Here is a 15355-nt window from a genome sequence, read left to right on the forward strand (position 1 = left end):
ATCAATCGTCGCTCAATCCAAGGAAACGCACAATAGGGTCAAAATGGTGTTCAAACCCAACAAAACTGTGGTTCCCGCCCGATTCCACCGTCTGGCGGCACGCCGTGTAATACGCCACAGCCTGCCGATAATCCAGCACTTCATCCCCTGTCTGGAGCAAACACCACAGTAAATCCGGCGCCTCGAGTGATTCAATCTGCATCACTTTCAGGTCGTAAATATGCCGAGACTCTAGCACATATTCTTCACCTGTATAGGGGTTACGATATTCGCCGAGATGTTCCAGCAACAGTTCGAAGGGTTTCACCGCCGGATTGACGACAACGGCGGGCAAGGTAAAACATTGTGACAGCCAGGTGGCGTAATAGCCGCCCAGCGATGAGCCCACCAGACCGATCGGATGCCCCGCGCGCTCCATCACCAGTGACTCCAACAAATCCGCCGCCTCCGCTGGATAGGGCGGCAGTTGCGGCACCAACATCTCGATGTGGGGATGGTGTTGCGCCAACCATGCAGCCAGCGCCGTCGCTTTCGCCGATTTCGGCGTACTGTTGAATCCGTGAAGGTAGAGTAGCGTAGGCATTAATAGCCGTCCGAATCCATATCGGGCAAAAACTCTCTGCCGTTCAGACGGTAGACGCGCGTCTCCAGCGAACCGTCCGATAACAGATCCAAATAACGCCAGCCGGGGCCGACATCGTCAATGGTAAAGTTGGTGCAGTGCGGTTTGAACTGCACACAGGTGGAGGGCGTCGCCATCAGCCTGCGTCCGTTCCAGTCGAGATCCAGCTCCTGATGAATATGCCCGCACAGCACATTTTTCACCTGCGGATAACGCGCCAGCACCGCATCCAGATGGTGCGCGTTACGCAGGCTATGCTGATCGAGCCAGGTACAGCCTGAAGCCAGCGGATGGTGATGTAACAGCAACAGCGTATGGCGCTCTGGAAAACGCAGCAGGCTGCGCTCCAACCACTCAAGTTGATATTCGCTCAACTCGCCGTGGGGCACGCCAAACACCTGGCTGTCCAACAAAATAATCTGCCACGATTCACCCAGCAGCACGTGCTTGGAAGGGGCTACGCCGGCCTGTGCCAGCACATCCACCATCGCAGGCTGGAAATCATGGTTTCCCGGCAGCCACACGCAAGGCGCGGATAACTGCGCAATGCCGCGCGTGAAATGGTGGTAGGCCTCCTGCGAATGATCCTGAGCAAGATCTCCCGTTGCCACAATCAGGTCAACATCCTGCCCCGGCCCCTGCGCTTGAATGGCAGACAGCACGGCATGGTAACTGCGGTATGTGTTCACGCCGAGCAACGTCTCGTGCTCGCCGGCAAACAAGTGGGTATCGGTTATTTGCAAAATCCTGATTCTGGCCCCACTCGCCACAGGAACTTTCAGCAGACTTTCCAAAAAATAGTATCCTTGGTTACTGAAATCTGTCTAACAGACTGGAATCGGCATTGAGCGGTGCCGATGTAAAACCATACGCCAGGCAGTACCTTAGCCAATCAGCAAGAAACTGATTAATTTGATGCTTTTCATCACGTTGATGTAACTTTTTATTCGGGTAATCATAACGTGCTTTAAAACGGTAGATCTGCTGACTGGCACACACTTCCGCAACCAGCGCGTCGTGGTAGAGCCGCACGCTCAACGTTGGCAGGCTCCAATAGCTGACGGCGGGCGCAATCTGCTGGATTTCAACCAATGAGGTATAACGCGTGGATTCCACTATCGTTAAACGATAGCTCGCACTATTTACATGATAAACCGCACTTTCTCCGACTTCATCCTTTCGCGGCAATAAACGGCGTAATTGTGCGAAATTCATTTCGCACAGCCGCATCATGGCCGGAAAATCCGGGGTGTAGCGTTTCATCAGCTTACTCCGTCCACGCCTGTCTCAATTGCGTATGGTGCAACGCCAACCATTGCAGCGCAATGACAGACGCCGCGTTATCAATAATTCCACTCTCCACCCAGGCATAGCTCTGTTCGCGGCTGACAACGTGCACCCGAATGTCTTCATTCTCTTCGACCAGACCGTGAATGCCCTGTGCGGCACGGGCATCCACTTCGCCCACCATCACCGCCAGACGTTCACTGGTGCCGCCTGGGCTCGCCAGATAGCTGATAATCGGCTTACAGCGCCCAACGTTGAGACCGGCCTCTTCCTGCGCTTCCCGTCGCGCCACCGCTTCCAGGCTCTCACCCGGTTCAATCATGCCGGCCACCAGTTCAAACAGCCACGGGCTCGGGCTGGTGTCATACGCGGCAATGCGGATCTGTTCAATCAGCACCACTTCATCGCGCACCGGATCGTAGGGCAGCAACACAACCGCATGACCACGCTCCAAAATTTCCCGGCTGACTTCACCGCTCATTCCACCGTTAAACAACCGATGACGAAAACGATAACGCTCCAGCGAAAAAAAACCATCGTACAGTGACTCTCGTGCAATAATTTCTACATCGTCTTTATGGAAAGTCGCCGGATGGGACACAGACACAGCCATACCTCAACTCCTTGCGAGCAATAGCAGGTATGTAGACGTGTCTCATATATCATGATGGACATCATACTTGCGATGCTTTGTGATAAATTGGATTAGTACAACACCTATTTGACCAAACGTTAGGGCCTGAGAGCAAATTAAACCCCCTAATGGGGTCGGTCAGGGGGAAGATGGCACGTTCAGCCAACTTATCCTATTGGCACATTCTGATAGAATCTGCCGGATTCGTTTTTTGACAGCGCTATCTCCGCTACATCGTTGCCTTAGCTGCACAACAAGGAATGCACATGAAGAAATTGCTCCCTCTTCTTATTGGTCTGAGCCTGAGCGGCTTTAGCGCCGTGGGTCACGCGGAAAATCTGTTACAGGTCTATCAACAGGCTAAAACCACTAACCCGGATTTGCGCAGCTCGGCTGCCACCCGTGATGCCGCCTTCGAGAAAATCAACGAGGCGCGCAGCCCCCTGTTGCCACAGCTCGGGCTTGGCGGTGACTACGGTTACACCAACAACTTTCGCGGTGCGCAAGACGGCGTCAACAGCAATGCTATCAGCGGTTCCTTACAGTTGACCCAGACCCTGTTTGATATGTCGAAATGGCGTGCCCTGACGCTGCAAGAAAAGCAGGCAGGCATTCAAGACGTGACCTACCAGACGGCCCAACAGTCACTGATCCTCACGACCGCTACCGCCTATTTCAACGTGCTGCGCGCCATTGACGCGCTCTCCTACGTTAACGCCCAGAAACAGGCCATTTACCGCCAGCTCGATCAAACCACCCAGCGCTTTAATGTCGGCTTGGTGGCTATCACCGACGTACAGAACGCCCGTGCCCAATACGACAGCGTATTGGCCAGCGAAGTATCTGCACGCAACACGCTGGATAACGCGCTGGAAAATCTGCGTCAGGTCAGCGGTAATTTCTATCCGCAACTGGCGGGGCTGAACATCTCCCGTTTCTCCACCGAGAAACCGGGGGCGATCGCCACCTTACTGAAAGACGCGGAAAGCCATAACCTGAGCCTGCTGTCCGCACGTCTCAGCCAGGATCTGTCGCGTGAGCAGATTCGTTCAGCGGAAACCGGTCATATGCCAACGTTGGATCTGACGGCCTCCTCCGGCGTCAGCAATACGCGCAATTCTGGTGCAAATAAGACAGCATCGGAGATCGATGCAGGCCAAAATAAAATCGGCCTGTCATTAACCGTGCCGCTCTACAGCGGTGGTGCCACCAGTTCGCGTGTGAAACAGGCACAGCACAGCTTCGTCAGCGCCAGTGAACTGCTGGAAAGCGCACACCGTTCCGTGGTGCAAACCGTGCGTTCCTCGTTCAACAATATTTCTGCCTCGATCAGCAGCATCAACGCTTACAAGCAGGCCGAAGTGTCAGCGCAAAGTTCTCTGGATGCGATGGAAGCAGGCTATCAGGTCGGTACTCGTACCATTGTCGACGTGCTGGATGCGACTACCACGTTATATAACGCCAAGCAGCAGCTTTCTAACGCGCGTTACGACTACCTGATCAACCAGTTGAACATCAAGTCAGCGTTGGGCACCTTGAATGAAAACGACTTGCAGGCGCTGAACGGCGCGTTAGGTCAGGACGTTTCCACTTCACCGGTCTTTACTGACAGCAGCGCACCGGAGCCGAGAGCGCCGCGCGGCTAATGACGTCGACCCCGTCAGACCGTTAACGACCTTAAGGAGATACTTAGCGTATCTCCTTTTTGTTTGCCTCGGATTTATGCCAAGCGGTCCGAACGCGCAATAAAATGTATAGCAACGTAAAGAGCAGACGTTCTGGCAAGCGTAATGCTTTAAATTCAGCCAGCCATCCCCTATGCTAATGCAGACTTGGCACACCTTTGGCATTGACGCCTTACCCTCTGGGATAACCATATGAAACGTACAGAAAACATACAGAAGGACGCTTTCCGAAAAGGGTGGCGCACTTATCGTCTGGCACCGGTCGCGCTGGCGATCGGCGCTGCTTTTATTCTGGCCGGTTGTGAGCAGACCGACGAAACCGTGTCGATGTATCAAAATGCGGATGACTGTTCGACGGCGAACCCGTCCATGAGCGCGCAGTGCACCACGGCGTACAACAACGCGCTGAAAGAAGCCGAAAAAACCGCACCGAAATACGCCAGCAAAGAAGACTGCGTCGCAGAATTTGGCGAAGCGCAATGTACGCCAGTCCCCGCTCAGGCAGGCGTCGCCGCGCAACCAACGCAAACCAGCAGTTCCTGGATGCCGCTGATGGCCGGTTATATGATGGGCCGCATGATGGGCGGTGGCGCGGGCTTTGCTCAGCAGCCGCTGTTCTCTTCCCGCTCTCCGGCAAGCCCGGCCAACGGCCAGTTCGTTGACGCCAGCGGTAAAAGCTACGGCGCTGCCACCTCCGGTCGTAGCGTTACCGTACCCAAAACAGCTCTGGCACCTAAACCCGCGACCACCAACACCATCACCCGCGGTGGTTTTGGCGAAAGCGTCGCCAAGCAGACCAGCATGCAACGTAGCAGCGCCAGCACCGGTTCCAGTTCCTCTTCTCGCAGTATGGGTGGCTAAGGAACATAAGCATGAAGCGCGTTGATATCGCCGAACGCCCGGATTGGCGTGAAAAGGCTACAGAGTTTGGTTTCAACTTTCACACCATGTACGGCGAGCCCTACTGGTGTGAAAATGCATACTACCAGTTCACGTTGGCGCAGATTGAAGAGCTGGAGGCCGCGACCGCAGAGCTGCACCAGATGTGCCTGCAAGTGGTCGAAAAGGTGGTCGGCAGCGATGAGCTAATGACTAAATTCTGCATTCCCAAGCATACCTGGGAATTTGTCAGAAGCTCCTGGCGCAGCCAGCAGCCTTCGCTCTACTCGCGCCTCGATCTGGTCTATGACGGAAAAGGCCCGGCCAAGCTGCTGGAAAACAATGCGGATACACCGACATCGCTGTATGAAGCAGCCTTTTTTCAATGGCTGTGGTTGGAAGATCAGAAAGATGCCGGAAAGCTGCCGCAGAATGCCGATCAGTACAACAGCATTCAGGAAGCGCTGATCGCCCGCTTTGAAGAACTGCGCCTCAATCACGGCTTCGGCCTGCTGCATATGGCCTGCTGTCAGGACACTGAAGAAGATCGCGGCACGGTGCAATACCTTCAGGATTGCGCGCTGGAAGCAGGCCTGCCCACAGAATTCCTCTTTATGGAAGAGATTGGGCTGGGTGAAAAAGGCCAGTTCACCGATATGCAAAATCAGGTGATCGGCAACCTGTTCAAGCTCTACCCGTGGGAATTCATGCTGCGCGAAATATTTTCCACCAAGCTGGAAGATGCGGGTGTGCGCTGGCTGGAACCGGCCTGGAAAAGCATCATCTCCAACAAGGCGCTGCTGCCGATGCTGTGGGAAATGTTCCCCAACCATCCCAACCTGCTGCCCGCCTATTTTGCCGGTGACGATCACCCGCCACTCGACAGCTACGTGGTCAAACCGCTGTTCTCACGTGAAGGTGCCAATATTCAGATCGTGAAAAATGGGCAGCAGATCGCCACCGTTGACGGCCCCTACGGTGAAGAAGGCAAGATCGTTCAGCAGTACTACCCACTGCCAACCTTTGGCGACAGCCATACGGTGATCGGCAGTTGGTTGATCAACGATCAGCCGTGCGGTATTGGTCTGCGCGAAGATCGCGAACTGATCACTCAGGATCTGTCACGCTTTTACCCACATATCATTCTGGACTGACTCTCGCAGTCAGGAAAAGCCACTGAAATCGGTGGCTTTTTTCTTAACCATACCTCACTAATATCATGATGTAATTGAATTAATTCCTGAAAAGATTAAAGAACAAGCTCTCTTCGCCGATACTCAATAGCGATATTTACATCATCGAAAAAGGACTTTTATGAAAAAGCGACTTCTGTCCGCGCTGCTGCTTTGCGCCGTCAGCACCCTGTTTACTGCCCATGCCGCCAGCACCGCCTCTCTGCCTCCCGATGTTAAAGCCATCTACGATGAAGATACCGATCTGGTAAAACGTGCAGAACAGGGCGATCTTGAAGCGCAGAACCGCCTGGCGTACAACCTGACTACCAGTGGCTCAGACAGTGCCTGGAAAGAAGGATTTGTATGGCTGAAACGCGCTGCGGATGGTGGGCATGTCCCCTCGCAGTTTGCTGTCGGCAAAATCTATTTCACCTCGAAAAGAATTCCACACGATCCACAGCAGGGACAGGCGTACCTGACCAAAGCGGCCGATGCCAATTTACCTATCGCGCAAATGGCGCTGGCAAGCCTGCTCGCCGATGGCAAAGCGTTGAAGAAGGATGCAAAAGCGTCGGCGTTTTGGGCAAACCGCCTGCTGAACAATGCCAAAGCATCAGAGAGCCACAAAAAAACAGCGCAGGATATTGTAGACTCACTTAAAAACGGCTAACGCGTTCACACCAGTAAACGAAGAGTGTGAGTCGTTAGGCAAGCCCACAGTATGTGGGCTTATTTAAGCCCTAACCTGTACTAAAGAGAATGAGGCCGTCTTCCCTTAATCGCACTGACGGGTTGCTCACACGATAATTTTTCAGTGAGATGTTTTTGCATCTCCATAAGATTAAGTGCCATCTGACTGCTCATTAATCTGTTTTGGGTCAAATCGGACATAATAGATCCCATCATGTCAAAATCATTCATTTTGCATGACAATAATATGTTATGGAGTTTCGGAAACCTAGAGTAAAAATCATGAAAAATAAAGCTCTCGTTATTCTCTTTTAAGCTCCCCAGACTGCTACTTCTGGAATGCGTCGAACGAAGGATATTCTGATAGTCAGCAATGAAATACCGTTCATCAATAGCGATATCGCTCAACATAATATCCATCCTTATTTTTTTAATAATATGATTATCTATTGAGAGAGTGATCGTTCTAGTATCCGTATCAAATTCGCTATGAAAGCGATCCTTGTGTGCTTCGCCCGCGTAGGACTTAAGTTTCTCAAAAACGGAAATGACGCCGTACCAGTGATTAGAAGGAATATCAACGCCATCACTGCTTTCAACTCCCTGACAAGGGGCTCTATCCTGATAAAGAATGTTATATAAGGTTTGTATGGCGTGTTCTTTTTTTTCTGTTCTAAACAGGTCTTTAAATTTGTCCCATAACCCCATATGTGTGGCTTCATATCGATTGCCACTCAATAGATGGGAAACCCTAGAGTAATTAAGTTCATAGCCATTTATGTTTATTGACATTTTATTTCTTCTACGTGATTAATTAAAATCTCATAATATAAACATCAAGTTGGCCCGCCACCAGGTTATAACCCTATACGCCACCATGGTTTGATCACCATATAACTTATTATCGCTGAGAATACCGTCCACGATTAGCATCCCGGCTAATCAATCACTGCATTTGATGCATCGGCCAAAAAAAAGCCCGCGTATAAACGCGGGCCCGATGCTCAAACTTAACTGCCTACTTGTACCGACAACATACTCAAGGCTCCCATCACAATACCATCGACAGGCACCGTGATGGGTTCTTCGCCATCCCAACTGCCCAGCACATAGAGCAGCGGTAAAAAGTGGTCGGGCGTCGGGTTCGATAACGCCGCCCCTTTATGTTGCATAAAGTCCACCAGCGGGTGGTTATCGCCCTGATAGTTCAGGTTGTCTTTCACAAACTGATTGAAGGAAACCGCCCAGTCATAAGGCGTGGCATCGCCATCCCATTTCACCATACGCAGGTTATGCACCACGTTACCACTGGCGACGATCATATAGCCCTCATCGCGTAGCGCTGCCAGTTTGGTGCCCAATTGGTAGTGATACTCTGCCGATTGCGTACCGTCCACGCTCAGTTGCACCACAGGAATATCCGCATCCGGGTACATCTTGATCAACACGCCCCAGGAGCCGTGGTCAAACCCCCACTGCTCGTGGTCAGCAATCACCGGCAGCGGTGCCAACGCGTGTTGAATGCGCTCCGCCAATTCAGGCGATCCCGGTGCCGGATACTGGGTATCAAACAGCGCCTGCGGAAAACCGCCAAAATCGTGGATGGTGCGCGGTTTTTCCATCGCCGTTACCGCCGTGCCACGGGTATACCAGTGAGCCGAGACCGCGATAATGCCTTTCGGGCGCGGCAGGGTTTCGCCTAACTGACGCCATGCGCGCGTATATTCATTCTCTTCCAACACGTTCATCGGGCTACCATGGCCGAGAAACAGTGCGGGCATCCGGGAAGTGTTCATAGAAGTATCCTTAGTGAGTCATATTGATGTGCCGGTGCACTCGATAGGATTACTCTACGCCCTTTTTCGCCGGGAGAAAGTCACCGGCGGGTGATGAAGAACATCAATAAATTTGAATCATCACGTGTAGTCCCCCGTAATCTTGACGTCAGCACCTTCGCTATGCTCGTTCACACTGCCACCCCGTTTCCCGCCATTCGAGACTGTGCGTAAGCCTCAAACCAGAAAGGAAGGCTTCATCGTGCGATACCACAATTATTGCGCCCGGGAACGTGGACAACGCGGCCTCAATCGCCTGCGTTGACGCCAGATCGAGATGATTGGTGGGTTCATCCAGCAGAAGCAATTGCGCAGCATCACGGCGCCACAGCACGCAAGCCAGCGCCGCCTTCAAGCGCTCACCGCCGCTCAACGCCGTCAGAGGTAAACCAACCTTATTAGCACCCAGTTGCAGTTGCGCCAGCCGGGTACGCAAGACCCCCTCCTCCAGCGGCGTATCGTCGGTATTCAGATGCGCCAGCACCGACAACGAGAGATCTAAACGCGACAAATGCTGATCAAGATAAGCCGTGATAACTGAAACGCGACAGTCACCACAGACCGGCGTTTCATCGCCCATCATCACCTTGAGCATGGTCGATTTGCCACAGCCGTTTGGCCCGCGCAGCGCTACCCGCATCGGGCCATCCATCCGCCAGTTGAAAGGAGAATTCGCGATATGGGGCAATACGAGGCGATCCATCACCAGTACCGGTTTGTTGGGGGCGACATGGCTGCCTGGCAGCGTGAATAATATCGGGCTATCTTCCTCTACCCTTCCCCGCATCTCACAGACAGCGGCATTAAGCACATCATTTTGCTCACGGTGTTGCTTACGCAGCGTACCTAAACGCGCTTTTGCCGCCGCTTTGTATTGCACCCGCTCAAAGGAAGCAATATTCAGTGAATCTACCGTGCGTAAGGTCTGCGCCGAACGCCGCTGGCTGGCATCATGCTCTTTTTGCAAACGCATACGGGTGCGCCGACGCTCGGTGGTAGCATGTTCCAATGCCGCCTGAGCAGCCTGCTGCTCGGTCTGGCGCTGACGCTGATAGTCATCATAATTGCCGCCATAGTGACACAGACCCATCGGGGTCAGTTCCAAAATGCGTGGCATCATCGCCAGTAGTTCACGATCGTGCGTTGCCACTAATGCGCCGCCGCGTCGCTGGGAAAGCTTGTCGTAAAACCACGATCTCGCCTGGCGATCGAGGTGATTAGTCGGTTCATCAAGCAGTAAATAGTCAGCATCAGCCATAAACGCCGCGCACAACAGTGCCCGCACGCGTTCACCGCCGCTCAGTTCAGCAGCACGTTTATCAGGAACAAACGCAGGCAAATGGGCTTCGGCAAACGCTGCCGCCAAACGCTCTTGTAAATCCCAAGCACCGTCCAGATGTTCGAGATCTTCCGGCTGATAGTCGCCTGATTCAATACGCTGACGCGCGGCAAAAATATCCCGATAACCCAGCAGTTCAGCCAGCGTTGTCGTTGGTAAAATCCTATGCTGCTGAGCAACATAAGCCAGAGAACTCACACGTTCAATTTGACCGAAAGCGGGGGATTCATACCCTGCCAGCAGACGTAGCAGCGATGTTTTTCCGCAGCCGTTACGTCCGACCAAACCGCATAATGTGGAATCAAGCGACAGAGTTAGCGGGCCGAAAAGCGTCAAGCCGGTCGCAAATTGGCAGGTGACCTGATGCAAAATAAAACAAGGGGATTGCGCACAATGAGCCATAAGCACTCCTGAATGAAATCAATAACCATCCCCGATAACGCATTCGCGTTAGCAAGGATCCGAATTCATCAGTCGTGTTTGTTCATTTTCCGTGTGCGCTCCGGTGAGACGAGAAGTTCGTCGCGGCAAAGGTTAGCGGACCGCAGGATCTGACTCAAGGTTAATTTTTATCTCGTTGAGCAATGAGATAGATAAGCACTCGGGCAGTCATGCATTCAGGTGCAGGCCCTTGAACGCAAAAACCCCGCAGAAGCGGGGTTTTTTAAGACGTGAAGTCGACCGATAAGCCGCTTTCTTTCATAAAAAGTGTCGTGGACAGTCATTCATCCCCACTGGAGCCTATACGCAAAAACCCCGCCGAAGCGGGGTTTTTTAAGAGGTGAAGTCGACCGATAAGCCGGGTTCTGTCGTGGACAGTCATTCATCTAGGCCAGCACTCACGCACTGGCTCAAGCAGCCTACCCGGGTTCAGTACGGGCCGTACCATGTGAACCCCTATTTGGCCTTGCTCCGGGTGGAGTTTACCGTGCCGCGAACGGTTACCCGCCGCGCGGTGCGCTCTTACCGCACCCTTTCACCCTTACCTGATCCCACTTACGTGGGCCATCGGCGGTTTGCTCTCTGTTGCACTGGTCGTAGGTTTTACCCTCCCAGGCGTTACCTGGCACCCTGCCCTATGGAGCCCGGACTTTCCTCCCCTCCACGCGTATCCCCCGAAAGGGACAACCATGAAGCGGCGACTGTCTGGTCAACTTCGGCGCGAATGATAGGCGAATTAGTCTTGGTTGTCATCCTCTGCGTCGTCATCCGCCGCATTTTGCGCCAGCGCATAGCGATACAGTGCGTTCTTTTTCACGCCGTGGATTTCCGCCGCCAGCGCCGCGGCCTTTTTCAGCGGCAATTCAGCGCGCAACAGCTCCAGGGTACGCAGCGCTTCCGCTGAAAGCACACTCTCATCCGGCTGGAAGCCTTCTACGATCAGCACCATCTCGCCCTTGCGGCGATTTTCGTCTTCTTTCACCCAGGCCAGCAGTTCACCCACCGGGGCACCCTGAATTGACTCCCAGGTTTTAGTCAGCTCACGCGCCAACACCACATAACGCGCATCCCCCAGCACCGTTGCCATATCGGCCAGGCTGTCAATCAAGCGGTGGGTGGATTCGTAGAAAATCAGCGTGCGCGTCTCTTCAGACAGTTGCAGTAGGCGATCCTGCCGCGCTTTGGTTTTCGCGGGCAGAAACCCTTCGTAACAAAAACGATCTGAGGCAATGCCCGCTGCCGACAGCGCCGTGATCGCCGCGCACGGCCCCGGCAATGGCACCACGCGTACGCCCGCTTCACGACAGCGGCGCACCAGATGGTAACCGGGATCGTTAATCAGCGGCGTCCCGGCATCGGAGACCAGCGCAATGGATTGTCCTTGCTGAAGCTTAGCCAGCAGATGATCGGCCTTTTGCTGCTCGTTGTGATCGTGCAGTGCAAATAAGCGAGCACTGATGGCAAAATGTTGCAATAACAGGCCGGTATGGCGCGTATCCTCCGCGGCAACCACATCCACGCCACGCAGTACGCTTAACGCACGTTCCGTAATATCGCCCAGATTGCCAATGGGCGTTGGCACAATGTAAAGCGTGGATGCAGAAATGTCTGCTTGTTGTTCATGATTCATTGTTTCATCCGGGTTGCCGATTTAATATTGAGCATCTTTATAAAAAAACCACTGGATACAGTATGCTTCCCAATCATTTCATCCGTTCGCAAACAGGGCGTATCGCGTCTGTGTTATTCGCGGCGCTGCTTCTTGCGGGATGTCCAGGCCAGGCGCCACAGCCGCCTACACCTGATGTTCAAGGTCAGGCCGGAGCCTCCTCTTACTACTACCTGCAACAAATGGAGCAAAGCCGAGATAATAACAAGGCTGGCTGGCAATTACTTGCGATTCGTGCCCTGGTTCAGGAAGGAAAGCTCCCTCAGGCAACCGAGCAGTTCAACGCGTTGCCTGCGCAGTTGGCACAACCGCAACAGCGTGAACAGCAACTACTGAAAGCGGAAATTGCTGCCGCCAACAACGACAGCAACGGCACTGCAAGCGCACTGCAAGGGCTGGACGTCAGCGCACTCTCCGCCGATCAACAGGCGCGTTACTATCAGGCGCAAATCAACGCACATCAAGGCCAGCCCTCTGCTGACCTGCTGCGCGCCTATATCGCCCAAGAGCCGCAGCTCAAAGGCGATGAGCATCAAAAGAATATCGATCAGACCTGGGTTGCCCTGACGCAGATGTCTGCGCAGGCAGCCAGCACCGTGCTGATTAACGCCAACGAAAACGTGCTGGCCGGGTGGATGGATTTGCTCACCACTTACCAGAACAACCGTGAGTCGAGCGATCAGTTGAAAGCCGCGCTGAGCGACTGGCAAACGCGCTATCCGCGCCACCCGGCGGCACAAACGCTGCCGACGCCGCTGGCATCGGGCCAGACGGCCTTGCCGGTCGCTGGTGGCGGTGTCGGCAGTGGCGTCGCCCTGCTGCTGCCGCTCAACGGTCAGGCACAGGTGTTCGCCAATGCCATCCAACTGGGTTTTAATGCGGCGAAGAGCGGTCAGGCCAGCATGGCATACAGCGCCCCTGCCGATACGGCCTCCGCAGCAACAGACAACGGGGCGGTAACCTCAATCAGTGCTCCGTATACCGCCGCCAGTGTAGCCCCCACGGCCACGCCGGCAGCCGCTAGCAGCGTGCCGGTAAAAGTCTACGACACCACGTCTCAGCCCATCGCGAATCTGGTGGCACAAGCGCAGAAGGATGGCGCATCACTGATTGTTGGGCCATTGCTGAAAAACGACGTTGAGCAACTTACCAGTCAGCAAACCACCGTGAACATTCTGGCGCTCAATCAGCCCGAGCATGTGCAAAACACCCCCAACATGTGCTTTTTCGCCCTGTCACCGGAAGATGAAGCGCGTGACGCCGCGCAATTTATTCACCGTCAGGGCAAACAACAGCCGCTGCTGCTGGTACCACGCGGCGCGTTGGGCGATCGCGTGATTAACGCCTTTGCCCAAGCCTGGCAAAGCCAGGGCGGCAATTCGCTGCTGCAACAACGTTTTGGCAATACCGCAGAGCTGAAACAGGCTATCAACAGCGGTGCAGGGTTGAGTTTGAACGGCCAGCCGGTCAATGTGATGTCCTCGGCCGCACAGCCGGGCACCACCATCGGCGGGTTAACCATTCCGGCACAGATTGAACCGACGGTCAGCACCAGCGGCAGCGGCAATGTCGACGCGGTTTACATTCTGGCGACGCCGGATGAATTGGCGCTGATTAAACCCATGATCGATATGCGCACCACCTCGCAGTCACGCCCGGCGTTATACGCCAGCTCGCGTAGCTTCCAGGCAGGACTGGGGCCAGATTTCCGTCTTGAAATGGAAGGCCTTCAGTTCAGTGAGATCCCCTTGCTGGCGGGCAGCAACCCGGCGCTGATGCAACAAGTGTCTAGCCAGTTCAAGAATGATTACTCGCTGGTACGCCTCTACGCCATGGGGATGGATGCCTGGGCGCTGGCGAATCACTTTGCCGATTTGCGGCAGTCGTCTGGTCAGCAAATTACCGGCGCAACGGGCACGTTAACCGCCAGCGCAGATTGCGTTATCAATCGCCAATTAACCTGGCTGCAATATCGCCAGGGTCAGTTGGTGCCGGTTCCCTGAATCGGCGAGCGACAGGCTCACACTATGAACAACAGGCCCGGCGCTATCTGGAACAGCAGGCCGGGCTGACGTTCGTTGCCGCCAACGTGAATTATCGCGGCGGTGAGTTGGATTTGATTATGCGGGATGGACACACCTGGGTCTTTGTAGAGGTGCGTTACCGCAAAAATGCGCAATTTGGTTCGGCAGCGGAGAGTGTGACGCCGCGCAAGCAACGGCGGTTATTGCTGGCCGCCGCGCTGTGGCTGGCGCAGCGACAGCAGAGTTTTGACACGACAAGCTGCCGATTCGATATACTGGCGATTACCGGCGAACACTATGATTGGTTGCCAAACGCCTTTGGCGCGTAAACACCGCATCTGGACGGTGTCGTTGTCAGAGAAAAGATCGCGATGCCCAAATAATGCGAATTGCAGGACAAAATACCGCCAACGCACCCGCAACGTGAAGGAAGTATAACGGGTATATTGCTCAATGGATCGCTTGGAAAATAGGTTAATGCACCGTGCTGGATAGAATAAAAGTCTGTTTCACCGAAAGTATTCAAACACAAATCGCCGCAGCGGAAGCCCTACCCGATGCGATCGCCAGAGCAGCCACTGCACTGGTGCACTCATTACTCAACGGTAACAAAATCCTGTGCTGTGGCAATGGGACTTCCGCCGCTAACGCACAGCATTTTGCCGCCAGTATGATCAACCGATTTGAAGCGGAGCGCCCCAGTTTACCGGCGATTGCACTAAATGCGGATAATGTGGTCTTAACCGCGATAGCGAACGATCGCCTGCATGAAGAAGTGTACGCAAAACAAGTGCGTGCACTCGGGCAAGCGGGCGATATTTTGCTGGCTATCTCCACCCGAGGCAACAGCCGCGATATTGTGAAAGCGGTGGAAGCCGCGGTGACGCGTGATATGACGATAGTCGCGCTGACCGGCTACGACGGCGGAGAACTGGCCGGTCTGCTTGGCCCGCAAGATGTTGAAATCCGTATACCTTCACATCGCAGTGCGCGCGTGCAGGAAATGCACATGCTGACCGTTAATTGCCTGTGCGATTTGATTGATAATTCCCTTTTCCCACACCAGAACGATTAA

General features: G+C 54.0%; 15 protein-coding genes and 1 other RNA gene. 7 read left to right on the forward strand and 9 right to left on the reverse strand.

The annotated features are described in order from the left end of the window. Window position 1: 1 nt before the first annotated feature. From yqiA to nudF, 4 genes are read right to left on the reverse strand one after another with little or no spacing between them, the layout of a single operon-like run. Window positions 2–583 (reverse strand): esterase YqiA, encoded by a 582-nt coding sequence (gene yqiA / locus J5067_RS12910; protein ID WP_264643873.1) that lies wholly within the window; start codon window positions 581–583, stop codon window positions 2–4. Next, window positions 583–1416 (reverse strand): 3',5'-cyclic-AMP phosphodiesterase, encoded by an 834-nt coding sequence (gene cpdA / locus J5067_RS12915; RefSeq protein ID WP_264651277.1) that lies wholly within the window; start codon window positions 1414–1416, stop codon window positions 583–585. Before cpdA ends, yqiA begins: the two co-directional genes overlap by 1 nt. Window positions 1417–1432: 16 nt before the next feature. After that, window positions 1433–1885 carry a DUF1249 family protein gene (locus J5067_RS12920; RefSeq protein WP_264643871.1) on the reverse strand — a complete coding sequence of 151 codons (453 nt, stop codon included), beginning with the start codon at window positions 1883–1885 and terminating at the stop codon, window positions 1433–1435. Between the two features lie 4 nt (window positions 1886–1889). Further along, window positions 1890–2522 (reverse strand): ADP-ribose diphosphatase, encoded by a 633-nt coding sequence (gene nudF / locus J5067_RS12925; RefSeq protein WP_264643870.1) that lies wholly within the window; start codon window positions 2520–2522, stop codon window positions 1890–1892. Window positions 2523–2809: 287 nt separating this feature from the next. On the opposite strand from nudF, the gene tolC reads away from it, so the two are divergent. From tolC to J5067_RS12945, 4 genes are all read left to right on the forward strand, one after another. Next, a complete protein-coding gene (gene tolC / locus J5067_RS12930; protein ID WP_264643869.1) occupies window positions 2810–4189 on the forward strand; it encodes an outer membrane channel protein TolC in 1380 nt (459 codons plus the stop codon). Window positions 4190–4420: 231 nt separating this feature from the next. After that, on the forward strand, window positions 4421–5089 hold the full coding sequence (locus J5067_RS12935; RefSeq protein ID WP_264643868.1) for a DUF1190 family protein: 669 nt from the start codon (window positions 4421–4423) through the stop codon (window positions 5087–5089). A gap of 11 nt (window positions 5090–5100) precedes the next feature. Continuing rightward, on the forward strand, window positions 5101–6261 hold the full coding sequence (locus J5067_RS12940; RefSeq protein ID WP_264651278.1) for a glutathionylspermidine synthase family protein: 1161 nt from the start codon (window positions 5101–5103) through the stop codon (window positions 6259–6261). 160 nt (window positions 6262–6421) lie between these two features. Beyond that, a complete protein-coding gene (locus J5067_RS12945; RefSeq protein WP_264643866.1) occupies window positions 6422–6952 on the forward strand; it encodes a tetratricopeptide repeat protein in 531 nt (176 codons plus the stop codon). An 80-nt stretch (window positions 6953–7032) separates the two neighbouring features. Here the strand turns inward: J5067_RS12945 and J5067_RS12950 are convergent, their stop codons facing one another. From J5067_RS12950 to rsmI, 5 genes are all read right to left on the reverse strand, one after another. Next, window positions 7033–7764: a hypothetical protein gene (locus J5067_RS12950; RefSeq protein WP_264628382.1), complete on the reverse strand. Its 732-nt coding sequence runs from the start codon at window positions 7762–7764 to the stop codon at window positions 7033–7035. A 218-nt stretch (window positions 7765–7982) separates the two neighbouring features. Continuing rightward, window positions 7983–8768 (reverse strand): 4,5-DOPA dioxygenase extradiol, encoded by a 786-nt coding sequence (gene ygiD / locus J5067_RS12955; RefSeq protein ID WP_264651279.1) that lies wholly within the window; start codon window positions 8766–8768, stop codon window positions 7983–7985. Window positions 8769–8928: 160 nt separating this feature from the next. Then, window positions 8929–10548 carry an ABC-F family ATP-binding cassette domain-containing protein gene (locus J5067_RS12960; protein WP_264651280.1) on the reverse strand — a complete coding sequence of 540 codons (1620 nt, stop codon included), beginning with the start codon at window positions 10546–10548 and terminating at the stop codon, window positions 8929–8931. Window positions 10549–10925: 377 nt separating this feature from the next. Further along, window positions 10926–11304, reverse strand: an RNA gene (gene rnpB / locus J5067_RS12965) — RNase P RNA component class A. 19 nt (window positions 11305–11323) lie between these two features. Continuing rightward, window positions 11324–12217, reverse strand: a complete 894-nt coding sequence (rsmI, locus tag J5067_RS12970; protein ID WP_264651281.1) for a 16S rRNA (cytidine(1402)-2'-O)-methyltransferase — start codon at window positions 12215–12217, stop codon at window positions 11324–11326. A 62-nt stretch (window positions 12218–12279) separates the two neighbouring features. On the opposite strand from rsmI, the gene J5067_RS12975 reads away from it, so the two are divergent. From J5067_RS12975 to diaA, 3 genes are all read left to right on the forward strand, one after another. Next, entirely contained in the window at window positions 12280–14259 is a 1980-nt protein-coding gene (locus J5067_RS12975) for a penicillin-binding protein activator (RefSeq protein WP_264651282.1), read from the forward strand. Next, entirely contained in the window at window positions 14256–14609 is a 354-nt protein-coding gene (locus J5067_RS12980) for a YraN family protein (protein ID WP_264651318.1), read from the forward strand. The genes J5067_RS12975 and J5067_RS12980 overlap by 4 nt, the downstream gene beginning before the upstream one ends. A gap of 155 nt (window positions 14610–14764) precedes the next feature. After that, window positions 14765–15355, forward strand: coding sequence for a DnaA initiator-associating protein DiaA (gene diaA, locus J5067_RS12985; protein ID WP_195314305.1), 591 nt, complete (start codon window positions 14765–14767; stop codon window positions 15353–15355).

Source organism: Candidatus Symbiopectobacterium sp. NZEC151, from assembly GCF_025962655.1.
Lineage (GTDB): Bacteria > Pseudomonadota > Gammaproteobacteria > Enterobacterales > Enterobacteriaceae > Symbiopectobacterium.

Coding starts and splice junctions, on each gene's coding strand:
- J5067_RS12920 (WP_264643871.1), bottom strand. CDS start 1,885: ATGAAACGCTACACCCCGGATTTTCCGGCCATGATGCGGCTGTGCGAA.
- nudF (WP_264643870.1), bottom strand. CDS start 2,522: ATGGCTGTGTCTGTGTCCCATCCGGCGACTTTCCATAAAGACGATGTA.
- rsmI (WP_264651281.1), bottom strand. CDS start 12,217: ATGAATCATGAACAACAAGCAGACATTTCTGCATCCACGCTTTACATT.
- J5067_RS12935 (WP_264643868.1), top strand. CDS start 4,421: ATGAAACGTACAGAAAACATACAGAAGGACGCTTTCCGAAAAGGGTGG.
- J5067_RS12975 (WP_264651282.1), top strand. CDS start 12,280: ATGCTTCCCAATCATTTCATCCGTTCGCAAACAGGGCGTATCGCGTCT.
- ygiD (WP_264651279.1), bottom strand. CDS start 8,768: ATGAACACTTCCCGGATGCCCGCACTGTTTCTCGGCCATGGTAGCCCG.
- J5067_RS12940 (WP_264651278.1), top strand. CDS start 5,101: ATGAAGCGCGTTGATATCGCCGAACGCCCGGATTGGCGTGAAAAGGCT.
- J5067_RS12960 (WP_264651280.1), bottom strand. CDS start 10,548: ATGGCTCATTGTGCGCAATCCCCTTGTTTTATTTTGCATCAGGTCACC.
- tolC (WP_264643869.1), top strand. CDS start 2,810: ATGAAGAAATTGCTCCCTCTTCTTATTGGTCTGAGCCTGAGCGGCTTT.
- J5067_RS12950 (WP_264628382.1), bottom strand. CDS start 7,764: ATGTCAATAAACATAAATGGCTATGAACTTAATTACTCTAGGGTTTCC.
- J5067_RS12945 (WP_264643866.1), top strand. CDS start 6,422: ATGAAAAAGCGACTTCTGTCCGCGCTGCTGCTTTGCGCCGTCAGCACC.
- yqiA (WP_264643873.1), bottom strand. CDS start 583: ATGCCTACGCTACTCTACCTTCACGGATTCAACAGTACGCCGAAATCG.